Origin of the sequence: Nonomuraea sp. WAC 01424 (assembly GCF_003947315.1) — a bacterium.
In the GTDB taxonomy this organism is placed as follows: Bacteria; Actinomycetota; Actinomycetes; order Streptosporangiales; family Streptosporangiaceae; genus Nonomuraea; species Nonomuraea spiralis.
This window is the reverse complement of the sequence record NZ_QHHZ01000006.1, coordinates 19,411-41,602: the sequence shown is the minus strand read 5'-3', so window position 1 is coordinate 41,602 and position 22,192 is coordinate 19,411. Positions and strand designations below refer to the sequence as shown.

13 protein-coding genes are annotated in these 22,192 nt (G+C 66.5%); 8 read left to right on the top strand and 5 right to left on the bottom strand.

Annotated features, from left to right (window positions below; all coding sequences use genetic code 11):
• Positions 1 to 5 precede the first annotated feature (5 nt).
• From DMB42_RS17675 to DMB42_RS17655, 5 genes are read left to right on the top strand one after another with little or no spacing between them, the layout of a single operon-like run.
• Positions 6 to 329, top strand: coding sequence for a phosphopantetheine-binding protein (locus tag DMB42_RS17675; RefSeq protein ID WP_125635934.1), 324 nt, complete (start codon positions 6 to 8; stop codon positions 327 to 329).
• On the top strand, positions 289 to 1,293 hold the full coding sequence (locus DMB42_RS17670) for an LLM class flavin-dependent oxidoreductase (protein WP_125635932.1): 1,005 nt from the start codon (positions 289 to 291) through the stop codon (positions 1,291 to 1,293). Before DMB42_RS17675 ends, DMB42_RS17670 begins: the two co-directional genes overlap by 41 nt.
• A gap of 30 nt (positions 1,294 to 1,323) precedes the next feature.
• Positions 1,324 to 2,136 (top strand): phytanoyl-CoA dioxygenase family protein, encoded by an 813-nt coding sequence (locus tag DMB42_RS17665; RefSeq protein ID WP_185844711.1) that lies wholly within the window; start codon positions 1,324 to 1,326, stop codon positions 2,134 to 2,136.
• A gap of 43 nt (positions 2,137 to 2,179) precedes the next feature.
• Entirely contained in the window at positions 2,180 to 4,612 is a 2,433-nt protein-coding gene (locus tag DMB42_RS17660) for an amino acid adenylation domain-containing protein (RefSeq protein WP_125635928.1), read from the top strand.
• Between the two features lie 50 nt (positions 4,613 to 4,662).
• Positions 4,663 to 5,358 carry a hypothetical protein gene (locus DMB42_RS17655; RefSeq protein WP_125635926.1) on the top strand — a complete coding sequence of 232 codons (696 nt, stop codon included), beginning with the start codon at positions 4,663 to 4,665 and terminating at the stop codon, positions 5,356 to 5,358.
• A gap of 66 nt (positions 5,359 to 5,424) precedes the next feature.
• Here the strand turns inward: DMB42_RS17655 and DMB42_RS17650 are convergent, their stop codons facing one another.
• The 5 genes from DMB42_RS17650 to DMB42_RS17630 are packed head-to-tail and all read right to left on the bottom strand — an operon-like array spanning position 5,425 to position 16,680.
• Positions 5,425 to 6,945: a phosphopantetheine-binding protein gene (locus DMB42_RS17650; protein ID WP_125635924.1), complete on the bottom strand. Its 1,521-nt coding sequence runs from the start codon at positions 6,943 to 6,945 to the stop codon at positions 5,425 to 5,427.
• The gene (locus tag DMB42_RS17645; protein ID WP_125635922.1) at positions 6,945 to 8,807 is read right to left on the bottom strand and encodes a hypothetical protein; all 1,863 of its coding nucleotides are present in this window, start codon (positions 8,805 to 8,807) and stop codon (positions 6,945 to 6,947) included. The genes DMB42_RS17650 and DMB42_RS17645 overlap by 1 nt, the downstream gene beginning before the upstream one ends.
• Before the next feature lie 48 nt (positions 8,808 to 8,855).
• Positions 8,856 to 14,648, bottom strand: coding sequence for an AMP-binding protein (locus tag DMB42_RS17640; RefSeq protein ID WP_125635920.1), 5,793 nt, complete (start codon positions 14,646 to 14,648; stop codon positions 8,856 to 8,858).
• A gap of 30 nt (positions 14,649 to 14,678) precedes the next feature.
• Positions 14,679 to 15,356: an FMN-binding negative transcriptional regulator gene (locus DMB42_RS17635; RefSeq protein ID WP_125635918.1), complete on the bottom strand. Its 678-nt coding sequence runs from the start codon at positions 15,354 to 15,356 to the stop codon at positions 14,679 to 14,681.
• Between the two features lie 43 nt (positions 15,357 to 15,399).
• Complete coding sequence (locus tag DMB42_RS17630; RefSeq protein ID WP_125635916.1) at positions 15,400 to 16,680, bottom strand: lysine N(6)-hydroxylase/L-ornithine N(5)-oxygenase family protein; 1,281 nt, start codon at positions 16,678 to 16,680, stop codon at positions 15,400 to 15,402.
• Positions 16,681 to 17,490: 810 nt separating this feature from the next.
• Here DMB42_RS17630 and DMB42_RS17625 point away from each other — a divergent pair.
• The 3 genes from DMB42_RS17625 (at position 17,491) to DMB42_RS17615 (ending at position 22,129) form a co-directional block, all read left to right on the top strand.
• A complete protein-coding gene (locus DMB42_RS17625) occupies positions 17,491 to 18,438 on the top strand; it encodes a hypothetical protein (protein WP_221762208.1) in 948 nt (315 codons plus the stop codon).
• 214 nt (positions 18,439 to 18,652) lie between these two features.
• Complete coding sequence (locus DMB42_RS17620; RefSeq protein WP_185844710.1) at positions 18,653 to 19,579, top strand: TauD/TfdA family dioxygenase; 927 nt, start codon at positions 18,653 to 18,655, stop codon at positions 19,577 to 19,579.
• Positions 19,580 to 19,858: 279 nt separating this feature from the next.
• Positions 19,859 to 22,129 (top strand): lantibiotic dehydratase, encoded by a 2,271-nt coding sequence (locus DMB42_RS17615; RefSeq protein ID WP_125635912.1) that lies wholly within the window; start codon positions 19,859 to 19,861, stop codon positions 22,127 to 22,129.
• The last annotated feature ends 63 nt before the right edge of the window (positions 22,130 to 22,192 follow it).

Genomic DNA, 22,192 nt, shown 5'->3' with positions numbered 1-22,192 from the left:
CGGGCATGCAGACCTGGGATCAGCGCTTCGAGTCGCTGCTGCGCGCAGCGCTGCGTGATCTGCCGGACGACCGGCCACTGACCGCGGATCTGGACACCAGGGCCGCCGGTCTGACCTCACTCGCGGCCGTCAATCTCCTGTTGAACATCGAAGCAGCGTACGGGATCTCGATTCCTGAGGAGCTGCTGACGTTCGAAAGCTTCAACACGCCTGAGGCGCTCTGGTCGCTGGTCAGCCGCCTGGCAGACCAAGCGCCGGGCATCGACATCGCATACCGAGAGCGAACTCATGCTGACGATCTACACCTCGGCCCCATGGTTGACGGGTGAAGCTCGCGAAGAGCCATTCCGACATCTCGACGACATCACCGTATGGACCGAGGAGCTGAACTGTGCCGGGATGCTGATCTTCTCCGACAACGCGTCGTTCGATCCATGGGTCGTCGCCGGCAGGGTCCTGGAGAAGTCGCGCGACCTGATCCCGCTGATCGCCGTGAACCCCGTGTACCAGCACCCGATGTCGGTCGCGAAGAGCATCAACTCGATAGCCGTCGGCAGCGGCCGGCGCGTCGGCCTGAACCTGGTGGCCGGTGGCTTCTCCCGGCATCTGAGAGAGATGGGCTGCACCCTGGACCACCGGCAGCGATATGACCGGCTGGCGGAGTTCGGCGCCATCATCGCCGAGCTGACGTCAGCGGCACGGCCGCTGACGTACGCCGGCGAGTATTACCAGCTGAACGGGCTCCGACCGGCCCCTCCGCCGGTGGCCGGCATGGAGCCGCGCATCTTCGTGTCAGGAACCTCGGACGACTGCATCCGCGTGCAGAAGGAGCTCGGTGCGACCCGGCTGAGCTATCCACGGGAGCCGCGGGAGTACGCCGAGGAGTCCTTGCCCGCGGACAGCGGCTTCCGGCTGGGCATCATCGCTCGAGAGGACTCGAGCACCGCGTGGCGGCTCGCCTACGAGCGTTTTCCCGTCGACCGGCTCGGCGAGGAGTTTCACGATCTCGCCTATGAATCGGTCGAATCCCACTGGCATCGCCGGCTCTCGGAGGATGCCATGAAGGTGAGCGCCCCGATAGGCGGCTACTGGATGTACCCGTTCCGGGCGTACAAGACGTTCTGCCCGTACATAGTCGGCGACTATGCGGAGACGGCGGACCTGCTGCTGCAATACATGAAACTCGGCGCCTCGACGTTCATCCTGGACGAGGCGGCGAGCAAGGACGATCTGTTCCACTCGGTTCAGGTGCTGCGCCTGGCCTGGTCGAAGTACACGGAAAACCGTTCGTGAAGCCTCAGCCAACTCTCGATGGAGGCAAAAGTGCAGAATGACAACCTGCTCACGTCCCAGCAGATCGAAGACTATCGTCGAGCAGGATTCATCTTTCAGCCCGGCGTGCTCGAAGCGAGCGACGTCGAGCTGTTGAGAAGCGAAGCCGAAAAAGAGCTTGCGCAGGATACGCCGAGGCGCACGGTCGAGGCCGACACTGGGCTCCCTTATCGTGTCCACGGCTCCCATATGCACAATGAGCTGTTCGCTCGGTTCGTCCGCCATCCCCAAGTGCTCGGCATCGCTCGGCAGCTGCTGGACGACGACGTGTACGTCCATCAGTTCAAGATCAACAAGAAGCGCGCCTTCCAGGGTGAGATCTGGCGATGGCATCAGGACTTCATGTTCTGGCACAACGAGGATCAGATGCCGGAACCGCGCGCGCTCACCGTCGCCGTCTTCCTCGACGAGGTGACGGAGTTCAACGGCCCGCTGATCGTGGTTCCCGGCGGCCATTCGGATGGGCTCATCGCCACCGCCGCCAAGAACGACGGTTGGGAGTCGACGCTGACGAACAACCTGAAGTATTCGCTCGAGAGTTCAGAGCGTATGCAAACGCTGGTCGACCAGCACGGTCTTGTCGCACCCAAGGGACCGCAGGGTTCCTTGCTCTGGTTCCACTGCAGCATCCCCCATGGATCGGCACAGAACATGTCTCCGATCAATCGATCCCTCCTGCTCCTGAGCTACAACGCCGTCAGTAACGCCCTCCCCGCTCCCAGCCCCCGCCCTGAATGGCTGGTAGGCCGGGACTTCTCGCCTCTGAAGCCCCTTGAGGGGCCCCTGGCCGGCCCGGTGTCGTGACACGGCATCTCATTGCCGGTGCGAGGAGGAATCGAGGACGAATATGAATGCGCGATATGCAGTGGAGAGCCGTGAACTCGATCCTGCGACCGCCGATGCGTTGCGCCTCCTGGCCGAGCGTCACGGGACGTCGGACTCCGCTGTTCTGCTCTCGGCCTTCGCGGCGACACAGTATCGGCACAGTCGCCAGGACCCGGTCACCATCGGTCTTGTGCTCGACGAAGGCCGGCTGCACAGTGGTTCGGTCATCGGCTGCCACACCGCGACCGTTCCGCTCCGCATGGCTTTCTCTTCAGGTGTCACCTTCGAGGACCTGCTCGCCGAGACGGCGGTGTCGTTCGATGAAGTGATCGAGCATCAGCAGGCGCCTGCCGATGCGGATGACGGGTGGCTCCATCACGTCCCCCTCAGGTTCGCTGTCACCGACCTCGACCGCCTGTCCGCTGCACCACTGCACGACTCTGGCGCGGCGGAACTGTCAGGCGCCACCTGTGCAGTGCGGTCAGGGGGAGTGGCGATCCTGCTCGAACTGGACTGCGACCGGCACTCACTTCCCGGTATCAGCCCTCATCGGTGGTGGCGATCGTTCCACGCGTTGCTCGAGGATGCCGTAAGACGGCCGCACGCGCGCGTCGATGAGTTGCGCATGCTCTCCGGCGATGAGGAGGGGGAGTGCGCAGCCGCCATCAACGCGACATTCGACGTGTATCCCCACCTGAAGCCGATCCACCAGCCCTTCGAATCAGCCGCGCGCGCTCATCCTGACCGGGTGGCGATCCACTTCGGGGACGTGGCCGTCACTTACGGCGAGCTTGATCGCAGGGCTGACCGGATGGCGCAGTCGCTGGCCGACGCGGGAATCGGTCGCGGGCACGCCGTCGGGATCTGCATGGAACGTTCGCCGGAACTCATCGTTGCCGTGCTCGCAACGCTGAAGGCGGGCGCCGCGTTCGTCCCGCTCGACCCGAGGCTGCCGGCCGGCCGTATCCGGGCGATCATCGCAGGCGGCGAGCTGGCGGCGATCGTCACCGACGAGCAGTTCGACTCGCTGCTGCAGGGCACCGGGGTCACCCTTGTCCATGCTGATGTCATCGCTGCTGACACCGGCTCGGACGCTCGTCCGCCGTCGGTCGAGGTCACGCTGGACGACACCGCCTACATCTACTTCACCTCCGGATCGACCGGCGAGCCCAAGGGCGTCGTCATCGACCATCGCTGTGCCGCCGGACGCGTCGAGTCCCTGATACAGCGGTTCCCTCTCAAGGAGGGTGAGTCGATTCTCCTGAAGACGCCATTGATCTTCGATGTGGCGATCTGGGAGATCTTCGCGCCGCTCAGCGTGGGTGCGACCATTCGCATGGCGTTGCCTCGCGGTGAGGCCGATGCCGACCATCTCGCCGGACTGCTGAGCACGCGTGGCCTCGTCGCGGCCCATTTCGTACCTTCCATGTTGAGCGCGTTCCTCGACTATGCGCGACCACAGTCGTATCCCGACCTTCGGTGGGTGTGGGTCTCAGGAGAGGCCGTCTCCAGCTCGCTTCTGGATCGCTTCACTCAGCACTTCAGCGCCGAGTTCCACAACCTGTACGGGCAGACGGAGACGTCGGAGGTCGCTGCCTGGACGGGTACGAAGCACGACTCCGTGCACGGCGTCCCGATCGGTAGGCAGATGGGGGTGTACCGGCTGTTCGTTCTCGACGAGGCGCTGAGATTGGTGCCACCTGGAGTCATCGGGCAGCTGGGAGTCGCCGGGGTCGGAGGGTTGTCCACGGGCTACCAGAAGAATCCGGAGCTCACCGCCGAGCGCTTCGTCCCCCATCCTTACCCGCTCGTCCCGGATGAGCTGATCTATCTCACCGGCGACCTCGCGATGGCCGACGAGGACGGCATCATCTCGTTCCTCGGCCGGTCCGACACCCAGATCAAGATTCGTGGAGCCCGAGTCGAAGTGGGAGAGGTGGAAGCGGTTCTCGAACGTCATCCAGGCGTTCACAGCTGTGCTGTGACGGCCCACAGGAACAGCGCGGCTGAAGACGAACTGATCGCCTACTTCGTGGGTGATGAGACTTCGGTGAACGTCCTGACCGCACACGCCGGCCAGTATCTCCCTGAGTACATGCTGCCGTCGGCCTACGTCCGGATGGATGCCTTCCCGCTCGGTCCTTCAGGCAAGCTCGACCGGCGTCGTCTGCCTGATCCGACACCCGCCGATCGAGCGGCGAGAGCCGGAGGGACGACCCCGAGCACTCCCACGGAGATTGCACTCGCCGAGCTCTGGAAAAGCGTGCTGGGTTTGGAGTGGGTCGGCTGCGAGGATTCTTTCTACACGGTCGGTGGAAATTCGCTCAAAGCCCTGAAGATGCTGCATCGCGTGAAATCGACGTTCGGCGTGGAGATCTCTGCGCGGACGTTCTCCAGCGATCCGACGATCTCGGGTCTCAGTGAGATCCTGTCGCGCAAGGCGGAGACCGTATGACGACGCGACTGCTCGGCTTGGACTACCCGGGACGACGGGATGAAGCGAGAATGGCCGACCTGGAGCTGTCACCCCTCGGCATCGAGCTGACACCGCTGATGGGGGACTCGCTTCCGGTGCGTTTCACTGCCCGGGACTACGCCATGGACCTGCTTTCCGCATCCCCGCTCGCGAGCGACGGTGTGCACGCCGTACTCGCCTATTGCGCGGCTGCGCCGATCGCTCAGGAGATGGCGCAGGTGCTGGTGGAGAGGGGCGCCGGCCCGGTGCCGCTGGTGCTTTTCGATGCCGACCCCTGCGAAGCGGACGCACTGTGGCAGGGATACGCGGCGTGTGTCACCGAAGCGGACGGGCAAGCGTCCACCGCACCGTTGAGTGCGTCCGTGCTGTCGGGCCTTCTGCACGATCCGCGCGCGCTGCTCTCCGTCCTGGAGAAGGACCTGTCGGATCGGGTGCTCAAGAGCCTCGCCGCGGATGACCTCAGCGAAGAGGAACTCATCTTCTGCCACGAACAGATCATGCGATCGATGCTCGACTATCTCATCTATCTCATATCCGCGCACCATTCCACGAGGCCCGCATGGGGAGGAAGCGTTCTGCACATCGCTTCCCAGGACCATGCGTACTGCGGGCCGTGGCAGGGTGCGGCTCGAACTCAGCTGGTTCGAGTGACGTGCGACAAAGCAGATCTGCTGCGCCATCCGGACACCGTTGAAGCGGTGTCGGCGTTCGTGAAGTCGCACTGAGAAGCGCCGCCTCCGGCCGCCGAGCACCCCTTACGGAGCCTGATCCGATCGGCCGGAGGCGCCTCTTCACGGGTTGTCGGTCCTGGTCGCCCAGCCGGCGAGTTCGCGTGCCGTCGGATGCTGGTAGAGAATGCGAATGGTCACCGGCAGCTCCAGAGCGGTCCGGAGCCGCGCCGCCGCACGAGCGCACATCAACGACGTGGCGCCCAGCGCGAAGAGATTGTCATCCGGCCCTGCATCGGCTCCGAACAGATCCCGCCAGACCTTGAGGCAGCGTTCGAGGTGGTCCCCATCCGGGCTCGCCGATTCGACCGCGACGACGGGGGAGGACGTGGTGGAGGGTACGGGGCCGAGCCGGCTCCCTGCCGGGACCGCGGGACCGTCGAGGTCCCCGAGCACCGCGGCCAGCTCGTCGGCGAAACCCGCCAGATCTTCAGGGGTGAAGATGGCCGGATGGCCCGAGAGCTTCACTGTGTCGCCCGTCAGCTCGACCTCGAGCAGCCCATGAGCACCGCGATGAGGGCCGGGATGAAGCACGAGCCCGTTGTGCGACGGTGACATGCGTACCTGGTCGTTCACGGTCAACAGGCAGTCCGGCATGCCTGGTACGGCGCTGCTGGTGAGGCGGCCCACCAGATCGGCGGGTGGAGCGCCCCGATCGAGCGAGTCGAGCAGTACGTCGAACGACGTGCCGATCTCCGCCTGTACGGTTTGCGCGACCGGCACGGGATGGACGACGGGCAGCGGCCGGATGGCCAGGAGGGCGTCGCCGTCATCCGTCAACGGAACCGTGACACGATCGAGCGACCACTGGAAACGGCGCGCCGCGACCACTCGCGTGCAGCCCATCAGGACCGCTATCGGCGTGACCCCGAGCGCCAGCGCAGTCTCGTCCAACCTCTGCCGGTCGAGAGCGGTCTGCAGGATGGCTGCTGTGCGGTCATAGACGAAGCGCCGTGCGTCCGCCGCCGACCAGGGCGGGGGGAGGAGGTCGATCTGCTTGAGCCACTCCTGGCGGCACGTCTCGGACGCCTCGGCGACCGATGTCCGGGCGAACGCGCTGACGCGTCGCTGGGCCACCGTGTCTCCGGGCGCCGCCTGCGCGAGTTCCAGAAATTCGTCGATCAGTGCGGCCAGCCCCGACCCGTCGACGATCGCGTGATGGACGCGGAAGAGCAGTCTCATGCCGGCGGGCGCGGGGCTGAGTACGAGGGAGAAGAGCGCATCCCCGGACGCCTGGTCGACGGCCGTGGCCAGCTGGTCGAAGATCCGATCCGGGGACTGGCCGGGGTCGAGCCGCACCACCGAGAGCAACCTGTCCGGAGCGGCGGTCTCATCCCGGCACCAGCGAACCCGGCCGTCCTGCGTGGCCACCTTCGCTCCGAGCTCGGGGTAGCGGCCGGTGAGAGCCGCCACGGCGGCACGCACGCGGTCGACGGTGATGCCGGTGGCCTCGGCCCGTACCTCGAGCATGTATCCCGAAGGCGGTGCGATCTGAGCGGCGAGCAGCATCTGCGCGACTGGTTCTGGAGGGTCGCTCCACTCATCAGCGGCGAAGACAGGGGAAGGCGTGACCATCCGATCCATCAATCCTCACGATCCAGGGGCAGGGTGTTGACGAAGACGTTCGCGCATCGGTATTCGCCTTGGATGAGGCTGGCCACGACCGCGTAGTGCTCGGCGGCCTGCACGTGCTCGCCGAGACGGAAGCGCCACCTCTCTCGCTGGGTGCCGCGGGGGCCGACGGAGACAGGTCGTGATCGCCCCTGCGGCAGGTCACCGAGCCCACCCGCGACGAAGGCGAAGCCGGCCTGTCCGTGGATCGGCCTGTCCCGCTCACTGAGCAGCGTGCACGCGAACTCGCTGTCCCGCAGCCTCGGTGCGTAGACGACATGGTCGGCGCTCACCTCGTAGTCGGGGGATGCCGACGTGGACGAGGAAAGGTCTCCGCACCGCTGGCAATGGACGGTGAAGATCGTCAGATCCACGGGCAGCCGGTGGGCGAGTTCGACTCTGACCGCGGACTCGCGACGGCACGCGGGGCAGATGACCGGCGTACTGGACACCTGCCGGAAGGCGCGGGCACTGGTGCCGAAGAACCCCCACCAGGTGCCGTGGATCTCCCGCAGGAGCTCGTGCACTGCGGCGGCCTGAAGGTCGTCAATGGTCTGCCGTACCTCGCGCAGCATGCCGAGCTGCCGGCTTCCGCGCGCGAGCAGGCCTCGGCGAATGGTCCGCTCCACCTCGCCGAGCCGGCCTTCGTCAAGGGGCAGGTGCAGGGAGAGCAGAGAACGCAGTCTGCTCACGATGACGTGCTGCCTGCTCAGCTCCTCGTCGGCGGGTTCCGCTTCTGGCACAGCCGGGTGGCGCTGCTGATCCGATCGTGACGCGGAAAGGTCGAACGGCAACGACGGATCACCCAGCAGGCCGAACCGGGTGAATTCCCTGTTCGCTTCTCCCGCTGCGTTGAGCTCCCCCACCGCCTCACCCAACCGTGCTCCGCCACGGACCGCGCCCGCCAGGTCATCGAAGAGCGGCCGCTGAGCGATGTGGAATCCCACGGTGCCGATGACGGCGACGGTCGTGCCCTCCATGAAACCCAGCGCGACGCCGACCGACAGCGGGTGCGCGTTGTTGCCGACCGAGATCGAGTCGCAGGACTGCAGGAACGCGAGCTGTACGTCGATGGACGATGCGGCGATCCGGTCCTCATCCCCGAGCTCCTGGCGCCAGCAGCCTTCACCGCGCAGGCACGACGGCATCCTTGTGCGCGCTGCGAGGTCGGCTCCCACCGGCGGCGCGTCGGTTCCCCTGCCGCAGACGAGTCCATCGACCAGCATCAGGCAGCACTCACGTCCGTGAGTGAGCACCTGAAGGGCCCTGCCAGGACGTTGCAGCAAGGGGCGCAACTCATCCAGTGCCACGGCATCGGCCTGGTCCGCGCCGGCCGCCGTGGGATGGATCAGCGCTATGTCGTCCGCCGCCGCCCTGCTGCTCAGTGTGAGCGTGCGGTAGATCAGGCAGGACAGCGACTCCTGCGTCCGGCTCGTCACGAGGCCGAAGCGAGGATGCCGGTTACCGGGCCAGTCGCCGAGCCGCGCGGCGTCGGCCGCGGTCGCGACCAGGGCGACGGGAACCGCCGCGTGATCATCGAGAACGTCGTCCAGGCCGGCCGGGTCGGTGCGGTGATGCGGACGCGAGGTCGCGCTCGCCAGTAACCCTGCGGCGGCATGGGCCATCGGGTCGCCCAGGGAGACGACCACCCCGGGCCAGGAGGCGCCGATCACTTCCGGCAACGCGTCCGCACCCTCCGATCGCAGCACGTTCTCGTACCGTGTGAGTGAGGGCCCGGTCATGACCGGGAAGGCAGAGCCGGGCTGCCATGACGCGGCCAGCCGTGCGTAGCTGAGGGCGTCGTCGCAGCGGACAACGGCTTTGGAAGCCGACATCGTCTCCCCTAATCGTGCTCGTGCAAGCCCTTGGCGCGCGGTGCGGTGTCAGCGGGAGCTCGTGGACAGTTTGCTTTCGAGCGCATGGCAGTCCGGTGCCTGCAGGACGTCCCGGACTCTCACCCGAATCCCCAGTTCGGCCTCGATCGCGGCCACGAGCCGCATCGCGGCCAGCGATTCCCCGCCTGCCTTGATGAAACTGACCTGCAGAGGTGCCTCCGGGCCGAGTACCCGTTTCCACAGTGACGGCAGCACGCCCTGCTCCTCAGCGGGAAGAGCGGCCGCGCCTTGCGGGATGACGATGGACTGCCCGCCGGACTCGGGCCTGTCCTCGCCCGTACGGCTCTCTCCCGAGAGATGGGAGGCGAGCAGCGAGCGAACGGCCGGGTGATCGACCTTCCCATGAGCGTTGACGGGCAGGCGCTCAACGACGATGACAGCGTCGGGCAGCATGTAGTCGGGAAGAACAAGCGCCATGGCCTCGCGCATCACGTCCCGCGCCGGACGTTCTTCCGCCCACTCCTGGTTCGTCACCACCGCCAGACCCAGACGCAGGCCTTCGGTGGCGTTCCGGACACCGACCGCGGCCGCCGCACTGACGCCGGGGACTGCTCCGGCCGCACGCTCGACCTCTTCGGGCGAGACACGGAAACCGCGGATCTTGAGTTCGTTGTCGGCCCGCCCGAGAAAGTCGATACGCCCGTTCTGCCTGATCCGTACAAGGTCGCCGGTCGGATAGACCGGGGAGTCCACCCCGTCCACGCGAACGAGGTCATGAAGCCTGTCCCCGCACGGGACACCTGCGATTCCCAGAACGCCGGGACGGCCGAAGGGGACGAGGGCCCCGTCGTGGTCGAGAACGCACAGCGTAGCGCCTCCGATGGGAGCGCCCAGCTGGGGCAGATCGTGCTCGGATTCGTGTCCCCGTACGTCATGGTGTGTGACTGAGATGGCGCATTCGGCAGGGCCGTAAGAACTCAGCAGGCTGACGGTGCCGTGATGCCGGCGGACGAACTGGGCGGCCCGAGCCGCGTCGTAGGCTTCTCCGCCGATCACGACGGCCCTCACGCTGCCGGGCAGCCTCTCGTCGCGCTGCTCCAGATGATCGGCCAGAACGGCCCACAACGCCGTCGGAAGGTCCAGCACCGTGGCCTGATGTGATTCGAGTTGCCGCAGCATCCCCGGGATGCCGTCGGACAGGTCCAGCAGGAGAAGCGTCCCGCCGAGCGAGAGGATGGGAAGCGTCTCTTCGAGAGATGCGTCGAAGAGGAGGGAGTTGGAACCGGCGACCACATCGCTTGACGTCAGCTGCAGCCGGTTGATGAATGCTCCGACGTACGCGGACAGGGCCCGGCGGCCGACTGAGATCCGCTTCGGCCGGCCCGTGGTGCCGCTGGTGCTCACCACGTAGGCCTCGCCGGGTTGCCGCGCGAGGTCCTGCGCGGTGCGCAGGCGAGTCAGTTGTCCATCCGATGACCAGCGGAAATGAGCAGATTCCAGGATCGACGACAAGCGTGCTGCCGGCGCGAGCGGGTCGACCGGCATGAAGACCACATTCTGCTCAAGGCAGGCGGCCAGTCGGCTGCAATAGGCGGCATCCCGCCCGATGTCGATGGCCACCACGTCTCCGGCCGCTGCTCCGGCGGCGTTCAGCTCGCGTGTCGCGGCACTCAGCAGGAGGGCGAAGTGCTCCTGCGTCGCGGAGGACTCCATCGCGATGACGGCGGGGGCCGCAGATCGACGAGGTTCGATCCTCATGGGGTGGTACTGGGCGGGCGGGCCAACGAGGACGGCAGGATCGGAGGAAGGCCACCGCCAGTCCTGCGCCACCGTACCGTTCCTGATGGCATGGACCAGCTGAGACAGGCCGTGACGGAACATGTCCATCAACCTTCGCACTGTGTCGACCTGGTACAGGGAGGTGTCGAACTCCCATACCAGGCGGACGGATCCATCAGGCGCCATAGGGTCGGCGCCTGCCTGCTTGGGGAGGACCAGAACGTCCAGAGGACACTTGGTCGTGCCGTTCTGCCGGTACTCGACGAGCGCCGTTCCGTGACCCGGTATGTGGGTGTCCGGGAGCGGTGCGTTGTGCGCGCTGAACATGCACCGGTAGAGCGAGGCGCGCCGCCCGCCTTCTGCCTGGCGAACTGCTTCCACAATCGTGTCATAGGGGATCAGCTCGTAGTCCAGGGCGTCGCGCAGCGCGGCTCTCACCCGGAGAAGGAAGGCCGGGAAAGCGGCGGACCACTCGGAGCGTACGGCCACGGTGTTGACGAACATGCCCAGGGTGGATTCGAAACCCGACGGACGGGCGCTGACCGCCGACCCGATGACGAGGTCCTCTTCACCTGAGATCTCGTGCAGGGTGCAGAGAAAGGCGGCCATCAAGAGTTCGAAGCCGGTGGCACCTTGCCGAGTGGCCCACGCCTGCAGCTCTTCCCACTCCTGACCTTCTACGACGACGTCGACGGAGTCCGCCGGCGCCGGGGCGAGGTCCACGGAAGAGGTTTCGACGTCGAACGGTGGAGCCACCGGCAGATGCGGAGCGTCAGCGAGCCGATCGACATAGGTGGCCAGTTGCGGTGACCCCGGAAGGGCTTCGACCCGCGTGACCTCATCTGCGACGTAGTCACCGTACTCAAGGCCCCGGGGTGCCGACGAGTTTGCATCGGACCCGGACAGGGCGTGCACGAAGTCCCGCAACAGAAGGGTCAGAGACCATCCGTCGTGGATGAGGTGATGTTCGACCTGGCTCAGTATCTGCTCGTCATCGGATATGCGGAAGAGCCGCCAGGAAACGAGCCGGCCCTGCTCCAGATCCCAGTCGATCCGGCCATGCTCACGGAGCAACCTGTCGAGTTCGGCGGGCCGGCCGCCGGCCGTGCGGTCGGCGTGGCGAAGATCCACCACCTCGAGCTCCGGAACCCATGGGGTGCCGATGACAACTCGCCAGCCTTCGGCGCCAGGGCGATACGTGGAGCGAAGGATGGGATGAGCCGTCACCACGGCGGCGAGAGCCGCCGAGATCTTCTCTTCCGTGAGCGTGCCGGGCAGGTGGATGGCGACCTGGTTCTGGTACGCGGGCACGGAAGGCGCCGACGCGATCTCGTAGAGGGCGCGCGCCTGCGCATGGGAGACGGAGTATTCCCTGTCCGAGGCGGTGCGGGGCGCCCGCCCGCCGGCCCCCCGCATACCGTCGGCGATCCTGTCCACGAGCTCGCCGATGCCGGCCGACCCCAGGATCTCGCTGACCCGGACGGTGCTGCCGAGCTCCAGCTCGATCCTGCTCCTCAGACGGGCCGCTGCCAGGGAATGGCCACCGACGTCAAGGAACGAGTCGCCGATGTCCACCCTCTGGTCACCGACCACGTCGCGGATCATGTCGAGAATGCGCGCCCGTGCCACGTCGGCAGCTTGACCGGGAGCCTCGTTGCGGGCCGGCGTCCTCGGCTGACGCTGCGCGGGACCACCGGTGAGCTGCTGGGCCAGAGCGTCGCGGTCCACCTTTCCGGTGGGTCCGACAGGCAGCGAGGGAAGCGCGAGAATGTGATCGGGAAGCATGTAGGGAGGCAATGAGGCCGCCATCTCCCTACGCAGGGCGACCGTCGTCAGGGCCTCGCCCGGTGCGTACACCACGGCGACGGCGAGCTCCTTGCCGTCAGACCCCTCGACCGTCAGAACAGCGGAGTCCGCCACCGCTTCTATTCTGTTCAGCGCCGCCTGGACGTCGCCCAGCTCGATGCGGTAACCACGAATCTTGACCTGGTCGTCAAGGCGTCCGAGGAACTGCATCGTGCCGTCGGTGGTCCAGCGTGCGCGATCACCGGTGAAGTACATGCGAGCTGCCGGGTCCGACACGAAGGGGTCGGGCATGAACCGTGCCTCGGTCAGCTCGTCGTCTCCGGCATACCCCATGACCACCGGCACGCCGGCGATGTACAGGTCACCCGGCTCGCCAAGGACACAAGGGGTTCGATCGCTGTTCAGAATGTAGTAGCGGGCGTTCTGGATGGGCCGCCCGTACGGGATGCTCGGCCAGCCGGCGGGCACCTCGCCGACATCGAAATAGTTTGACCAGACGGTCGCCTCGGTCGCTCCTCCGAGTGCGACGACATGGGCAGCGGGGAACCGTCTGCGAATCTCGTCAGGGAGAGCGAGCGGCACCCAGTCCCCGCTGAGGAAGACCAGGCGCAGACTGGGGTTTCGAGGTGGCCGACGGCCCGCGGAGACGGCCATCACCTGACTGAGCGCAGCGGGAGCCGAATCCCAGAACGTGATCGGCTCCCGATCGAGGATGTCCAGCACGCGATCCGGATCCGCCATCTCGTCCGGACTGATGATGCGAATCGTGCCGCCTGCGGCGAGAATCCCGAAGATGTCGTACACGGAGAGGTCGAAGGTGAAGGCCGTGACGAGCAGCAGCCGGTCCTCCGGACAGATCGAGTACGTTCTGTTGACCCATTCGATGAGGTTCACGACGCTCCGGTGACAGACCTGGACGCCTTTGGGGCGGCCGGTCGACCCTGACGTGAAGATCACGTAGGCCGGATCGCTCGAAGACGTGCGGCCGGGTTCGCGGACGTCACCGAATCGCTCGACAGCCGACCAGGTCAGGACCCTGGGCTTCGGGTCATGGGCCGGAGCGGGGGAGGACGAGGGCACCCGGCGGATCACGACGTCGTATCGTCCGGCGAGTGAGCCGTGCCAATGGTCGCCGCTCCTCGCCACGATCTCCACGTCGACCGGAGCCGTCGTCTCCGAGGCGAGCTTCCGGAACCAGGAACGCGGCAGTCGCAGGTGGCCTGCTCCGGTCTCGCTCCCCGTGTCGATCACATCGGCGATGATGACGGCTCCGCCTTCGACGACCAGGCCGATCGCGTCGAGTATGGCTTTCCGGGCGTAGTCGGGGCCGGGATAGAACTGGGTGACGCTGGACATGAGGACCGCATCGAACCGTCGTTCACCGGCGACGTCCCTGATGTTGTGCGCGAACCCCGTGGAGAAGTGCGTGACGGCCGGCGAGCCGGACATCGCGGTCCGGCAGCGCTCTATCGCGACCGGCGATGGGTCCACCCCGACATATTCCGCCACCAGTCCGCCGAGCTCGGCTGCGAGCAGCCCGGATCCGCAGCCGATCTCCAAGAGGGAGCGCGGATTTCCGGCCGCGGCCACCAGGTTGCGTACGTGCTGCAGGTAGACGGCGACGTCCTCGCGCTCGAACCCTTCTTCGCTGCGGCCCTGGTTGAATCCGGCTGCGCGCAGCGGGTCGTCATCCGCGGCGATCTCATCCCAGAGAAGGCGCGTGCTCGACTCTTCCAGGTGGTCGACAGGATGCTGGGCGGCGTCCAGGCACATCAGACGCGTGTCCTGGCCGGCGATCCATGCCGACTCCTCCGCCAAGCGCGCCTGCCGCCGGCTGGTCACGATCCAGTTGATGTGGAGTTGTGCTATCGGTTCCGCCACGCGTGATGCGGGCCACCGAGGGTCGAGAGGCACATAGGCCGCACCGGAGCACGTGATGCCCAGGATGCCGACGATGGCCGTGACCGAATGCTCGACGAGGACGCCGACGTAGTGACCGGGTCCGAGCCCTTCCGCGGTGAGCGCATTGCTGAGCTGCTGAGCTTGCGACCACAGCTGCCCGAAGGTGGTGCGAGCACCGTCGCTGGTCTCGATGGCGATGGCCTCGGGGTCCGCTTCGACGGCCCTCTCGATCAGATCGGGCAGAGTGGCCAGATCGTCGAAGGGAACCGCTGTGGCATTCCATTGCTCAGGAACGGGATCCCCGTCGTTCAGATCCCACTGCGCGGCGGGGCTTCCATCGTTGGCGCCAGTCACTTACGCAGCCTCTCTCGATATGTCGAACGATCAATCAAGCGGGGAGGTCGTGGGAACCGATGCGCAGACGCCTGTTCCCAGGCCCAGTTTCCGCATCGTGCCGGCCAGATCAGTGCAGGAACCGCCGTTGCCGTCCGCGAACCAGGCGATGACGCGCTCCTGGATCTCCGGGCTCTTCTCCTGGCTGACCTTGAACATCGCCTCCACCTTCTCCACCTGGAAGGAGAACGCGCCGACCCCGGGTGCGAGCGAGCTGTGGTAATCACACGAGGCTGCGAAATCGAAGCCTGAGCCGAAGCGGCTTTCCAGCGTTCGTGCCGTGGTCGTCACCACGGACAGAGTCTCGTCAGGGCTCGCGGCGAGGGTCACCGTCCCGTAGAGGTGTACGGTGACGAAATCCCAGGTCGGCGCGGCCACGTCGGTGTCGTACAGCGTAGGTGAGACGTAGCCGCCGGGCCCCATGAAGATGAGTTTTGCGGCGGTTCCGTGGGCCAGCGTCGCCCAATGCGGGTTCGCCCGGTTCATGTGCCCTAGCAGGCCGGTGCCGGTGAGCTGGTCGTCGCTGGATGCCGGCCGCCGGATGACGGGCACCTGAGTCGCTTCGGGCACCGTCGTCCCATTGCTGATGAGAAGGGCGAGCGGATGCCGGTCGACGATCTCGACCGCCCAGCTCTCCCCGTCCACCCGGTATATCGGGGGAATCAGCATCCGCCTACCTCCACCTTGTCTGCCGCGGGCTCACGGTTCGTCGTCACACCAGCTCCTTGGTCAGAACCTCGGCCAGCTCGCCGGCGCGGACCGCCGTGAGCGACAGCAGGGTTTCGGACAGGCCGTGCGAATGCTCTCCGTAGCCGAGGACGTAGATGCCGCATTTCACGGACTCGTCGGTCGCCACCCTGCGGTTGCGGTCAAGGAGCAGACGGCCCTGGCCGTCCCGCCGGCAGCGGGGGAGCAGGTCGCCCAGCAGAGATGCGGGATCGGCCCGCAGGTAACCGGTGGCGCAGACCAACGCGTCAGCCTCGACCGTGGTCGTGCTCCCGTCGGGCAGGAACTCGATCACGATGCGCAGGCGTTCCCCGACGGGGGTGACCTCGACCAGGCGCGAGACCTTGTGGACGTGAAGGCGACGACGCCCGGTCACTGATTCGAGATAGGAGGTCTGATACAGCCGGCGGATGAGACCTTCGTCCACGACCGAGTAGTTGGTGTTCGCATGGTAGGCGTGCAATGACCGCCGCACACTCTCGGAAGCCGCGAAATGGTGGTCCACGGCCACGGGGTTGAAGATCGAGTTCGTGAAGGAGCTGTCGTCCGCGACGCTGTAGCCATATCGGGAGTGCACGGAATGCACCTGGGCGTCGGTGAACTCGCAGTGCAGATAGTCGACGGCTTCGGCGGCGCTCTGACCGGAGCCGAGCACCACGAATGACGACGGCTTCGATCCGGCGATGGCCTGCACTCCGTCAAGAAGCCTGGAGGAATGCCAGATCCGTTCGGACTCCGGTAGACCCTCCGGCATCCGCGGCCGCCCGCCCGCTGCGATCACCACGTTACGGGCCCGGTGAGTCCGCGGCGCTTCATCGCGGCCGCCCACCCGCACCGAGACGTCCACGGCTTCGACGTCACCCGGCCCCGTGGCCGACCTGATCCCGATCACCTCGGACCGGTAGGAGACACGGTTCTCGAATTGCTCGGCAGCCCATGCCAAGTACTCGTGGAACTCGGTCCGCAAGGGGAAGAACGTCTTGGTGTTGGCGAAGTCGACGATCCTGCCGCGCGTGTGCAGGAACGACAGAAACGAGAATCGGCTGGTCGGATTGCGCATGGTGACCAGATCCTTGAGGAACGGCACCTGCATCGTCGCGCCCTCGATCAGCATGCCACGATGCCAGCCGAAGCGCTCCTGGGCCTCGAAGAACCGCGCTGTGACCGCTCTGCCGGCTGAGTCCATCTCGTCCAGAGCGATGGCCAGCGCGAGATTGGCGGGTCCGAATCCGACCCCGGCGATATCGAGCACCGCGTCGGCGTCCATGCTCCCGTTCCGGTAACTCTGGCTCATTGTTCATCCAATCCGGTCAGCGAACAGGGGGAAACACGGTCGGCCTGGCTGGTCCGGTCGCCCTCGACGAGCCGCGGAGCCAGTTGCGTGACTGAAGAACACGGCCGGGATGGCCAGTGGGTCGCGCCGAAAATGCTCGATTGTTGATGCGGTAAGTGTCGACTCGGTGTTTGCCGCGAACGAACTGGACGGCAGCCTGCCGTCCAGTTCGGTGGGCTTCGCGTGTGCAGTCGCGAGGCAGGGATCAAATTATCCGTCCATATCCGCCACCAGTACTGACATCGGTCAGGGGATGTTGGCCTTCGGCTCGTTTCCCTTCGCCGGTCCCCAGGGCAGGAGGGAGGTGGCGACCGCGTCGACCCGTCGCATAGTCCCAGGTCATCGAGGGAGCTCAGGGGCCGGCGGGTCGTTCGCAAGCGTCGCCCCGGCCGAGCGGGGCCAGGCATTGCTCGAAGGCGAGCGTCGCCAAGGAAGCGGCGAACATCCACGAGGGTGGGCATGTCGGGATTGTTGCGCATGCCGCATCGGAGGTTTAGAGTCCCCATCCAACGGTGTACGGTCGGCATTTGCCGTTAGGAAGATCGGGGCCACGTCGACATTTGGCTCCCTTTGCGAGGGCAGCGGGGAACGGCGAGCCGGGCTGCGTTTTCTTCTATGAGGTTCAGGAACGAGGCTTCAGCAACCGTTCGAGCGATTTCCTGCGTACGGCGAGAAACACGGCCGGCGCGGTCACCTGATCAGCATCGGATCCGCTTCCCTCCGCCGGCCGGGCTCGCGGACAAAGTGCAGGACGACTCCCCACCCGCACCCGAAGGGCTGAACGGCGATGTCCACGATGCCGCAACCGCCCCTGTGAGCCGAAAGGAAAAGCCGATGATGATCGATGCACGACAAGCTCTCCCGCTGCAGACCGCGGCGCCTGGAGTGGCGCTCTTTCCGGCAGAGTTCGAGCGGGTGCTGGCACGCCTGCGCACGGACATCGACGACCTGGCCGCGGCCGAGGATCTGACGGTGCTCACCGCGCCTCCGGTGCTCCCCCGTGACATCGTCGAGCGGTCCGGGTACGTGCGCGAGTTCCCGCATCTGCTCGGTTCTGTGCACAACTTCGGCGGCGACGCGACCGAATGGCTGGCCCGGCGGGCTGAGGCGGTCTCGGGCGGCGACTGGCACGATCGCCAGGAGATAGCCGACGTGGTGCTCACGCCTGCGGCGTGCTATCACATCTATCCGCTCCTGGCCGGCGCGACGCTGACCGCACCGGCGCGTTTCGCCGTGGAGGCCTGCTGTTACCGGCACGAGGCGACCGTCGAACCAGGACGGTTCCGGTCCTTCCGCATGCGTGAACTGGTATTCGTGGGGACCGCGGACGCCTGCGTCGAGTTCCGCGATCGCTGGCGGCAGCGGGTGGCGGACTGGCTGACCACCCTGGGGCTCGACGTCGCCACGGAGACGGCCACCGACCCGTTCTTCGGCCCTGGCGCCAAGTTGCTCTCCGTCAATCAGCGTGCCCAGGCGCTCAAGTTCGAACTGGTGGCCCCGGTGGCCGACGGCCTGAGGCAGGCGGTGGCCTCGGCCAACTGCCATAAGGACCACTTCGGTGAGATCTTCGGGATAGAGCTGCCGGACGGCAGCCCGGCACACAGCGCCTGTGTCGCCTTCGGGCTGGAACGCATCGCCCTCGCGGTGGCGTACGCCGAGCGCGACGGTGCCCCCACGAGCGAGTCGCGGTAGAAGGCGCTCGGTGCGGCTGAAGGGACGATCACTTCCAGCAAGATCGCCACCTGCACAAGCTGCTCTCTCAGGTTCGGTCAGGCATGGTCGTGCTGACATCGACCAGGGCACTTCCCCCGCCGGCGTTGATAGCGTCGTCGGCCTCCGAAGTGATCTAGAAGATCAGGCTCTCGACCTGCTGATCTCGATGCCGATTCGCGACCGAGGAGTCACCATGATGCCCCCGACCATCCTGAGCCCCGAAGAATCAGCGTTCGACTGGCTGCTGGACGCGGCCGACCATATCCGCGGCACGGTCCGGACGCGGGGCGCGGCCCTGCTTCGCGGCCTGCCCATCCGCGAACCCGCCGATCTGACGATCGTCAGGAAGATCCTTGGTGTGGAACCGTACCGGGCGACGGAGCTGTTCGGTCAGCGCACTGTCTACAGTGACGGGGTCGCTTCACCGATCGAGTGGCCGGCTCACCGCGAACTCTGCCCTTACCAGGAGGAGACGTTCAGCGCGGTCGTCCCCAGCATCGCTCTGACCGCGTGCGTGCGCCCGCCCGAAGCGGGCGGGGAGACCTGCCTAGCCGACTCGCGCGAGCTGCTGCGCCACCTGCCGGACGAACTGGCGCGCCGCTTCCAGGAGCTGGGCTGGACGCTGACGCGAGTGTTCCGCGAAGAGTTCGGCATGAAGTGGAGTGAGGCTTTCGGCGTCGACTCCTTCGACGCGTTGCTCGAACTGTTCGCGCAGATCGGCATCGATCACGACCGGCTGTCCAAGGGCGGACTCCGCACGGTCCGCCGGCGGCGGGCGACAGTGGTCCACCCGAAGACGGGCGAGGAGTGCTGGTTCAATCAGGCGGCGTTCTTCAACTCCGCGAGCTTGGAGCCGAGAGATCTGACGGTTCTGCGGCGGGCATTTGGGCCGGACCTCCCGATGGAGACCGGTTACGGCGACGGCTCTCCGCTGACCGAGGATGAGGTGTCCGCCATCCAGGACGCCTATGCCAAAACGGCCGCAGCCGTCCGATGGCAGGCGGGAGACCTGATCGTCGCGGACAACATCCTCACCGCACAGGGCCGCCGGCCTTATCAAGGGAACCCGCTGTTCTTCACCTACCTGGGCGATCCCGTGCCGCTATCCGTCCTGTCATAGGTCAGGCGGGCTCTGGTTGCCGGGCAATACTGGCAGGTTTTAGTACAAGGCACTGCCGACAAGCTTGCATACTCGCACCAGCCGTCATTGTGGAAAGGCCGGGTGCTCTTCGTCGAGCGCCGGATCGCATATCGGGCGTCGACCAGGTGATCTTCAATCACCTTTCCCGCGAAGGAAGTTTTCTTTGACGCTTTTCGGCGTATTCTTGAGGGAGGGGCCCCGGTGACTGCCTCTGAATTTCTCCGCCTGCCGGGCGGACGATGGTCTATTTGGCGTGGCATGGTCCTCAGAGGTGCGGGGTTCCCGGTCCGCCAAGTCGAGACGATCAGCGATCTGCAACTCGCCTTGGCCGCAGATCAGTGCATCAAGGCGAAGGCCGACCAGGCCCACGGTGATGATGCGGCCGAATACGAAGCCGAGTTCGCCGCAGCGCTGGCCCGAGTCACTGACGCCATCGAATCCGTCGCCGCCGATCCGCGCCTGCGTGAAGCCGTCACCTGGCAGAACCCTCACTTCCTCGACACCTGCCTGGACAGGGCGGGAGGCAAGCCTGGTCGGCGCGGCAGCCCCGTACGCCGGCGGGAGATGGCGATCGCCAACTACCTGCAGCGGTACACCACGAAGAACGACTCGATAGGGTTCTTCGGTCCGGTGGGCTGGGCCGAGTGGGATGCCGCAGCTCGCCGGCCGTCGCTGCTCGCGGGGCAGCCCCTGCTGAGCCGGCGCAGCGTCTCCTTCGAGGTATGGGCCATCGACGCGGTGGGCGCGACCCTGGCCAAGCGGCCCGAGCTGCGGCACGGTGTTCCCCCGCGCCGGGTGCCCGCCCACCGCTTTCACGACGACCACGTCGTCCTGGCGAGCGGCGAGCGGGTGCCGCTGTCCGCGGATGCCGCCGCCGTGGTGCAGCGATGCGACGGAGTGCGCACGGTGCGGGAGATCGCCGAGGACCTGGCGGCCGACGAGGAGGAACTGCTGGTTCTTCTCGACGAACTGTGCGACCGGGACCTGTTACGGCTTGACTTCGAGGGGCCTGTCGAAGCGCGAGCAGAGCAGCGCCTGCGGGCCCGGCTGGCCCGGGTGCCGGAGCCGGAGGCCAGACAGCGGGCTCTTGACGATCTCGATCGGCTCATCCGGGCGAAGAACGACGTCGCCGCCTCCGCCGGCGATCCGGCCCGGCTCAGAGGTGCGCTGGAAAAGCTGAACGTCGAGTTCCAGCAGCTCACCGGCAACAGCGCCGTCCGTGCGCACGGGAAGACGTACGGTGCGCGGACAACGGTGTACGAGGACACCGTCCGCGATGTCACTGTCACGCTGAGCGGGGACATGCTCGATGAACTGGGCGAGCCGCTCTCCCTCGTCCTGGACAGCGTGCGCTGGCTCGCCGCCCGTATCGCGAGCAACTACCTCAGCCGGCTCGACGCCTTGTACGACCGAGCCTGCCTCCTGCTCGGCACCGCCGATGTTCCGCTGGCGCGGCTGCTGGCGTTGGCGACCCGCGAGTTCTACTTCGATCGAGACCTTCCGCCCCTCGTTCAGAACGCGATCGAGGACCTGCAGCGGCGCTGGGCGGACGTCCTGGCGATCCCCGACGGGGTGCGGCGGTACAGGGTCGAGCCCGCGGAGATCGCCGACCGGGTCAGGGCCGAGTTCGCCGCATCGACGCCACCGTGGGCGCGCGGGCAGCAGCATTCCCCTGACGTCCTGCTCGGGGCGGAATCCCTCGACGCGGTCGGCCGTGGTGAGTACCAGTTCGTGTTGGGAGAGCTCCACATGACGCACAACACGGTCGAGATCCAGACGTTCGCGGACCAGCATCCCGACCCCGATCGCCTGCTGGCGATGACTCATGCCGCTGTCGGCGACGAGCGGATGGCGCTGATCGTTCCACGCGCTTGGGACGATCTCACCCGGACCATCATGCCCGCGTCACTGATGTCGCCGCGCTACCGGTACTGGAGCCGCGGCGCCGACGATGTGTCCCACGTGCCAGGCGACGTGATTCCTTTGGGCGCCCTCACCGTGGCACGGGCCGACGAAACGCTCATGGTTCGCAGCGAGGTCGATGACCGGCGCTGTCCGCTGTCCGAGGTTCTCGGCGACTACCTGTCCATGGTCTCGGTGAACGCGTTCCGGATGTTGCCGAAACGGCCGCACCGCCCGCGGGTGTCCATCGGGCGGCTCGTCGTCGCCCGAGAGTCCTGGCGCCATTCGCCGAGCGAGTGCGGGTGGGCTTATGCGGCGGTCCGCGGCGAACTGAACGAACAACTCCGCTATCTCCAGATGCGGGAGTGGGTGGCCCGCAACAACCTGCCTCGGCGAGCGTTCTACTCCGTTGCCATCGAGACCAAGCCGGCGTACGTCGACTTCACGAGCCTGCCGCTGGTCAACAGCCTGGCCAGCACGATCCGGCGGATGGCCAAGGACGGCTCGGACGGCGACATCACCTTCACCGAGATGTTGCCGGCGCCGCAGGAGTGCTGGCTCTCGGATGGAGACGGCGAACGCTACACCTCGGAACTGCGCATGGTGGTCACCGAGCGTCCCTGCTGAGGAGATCCGGACCGGGCTCCACACGTCGACACAGCACCGGATCGACATCCGCAATCCATCTCA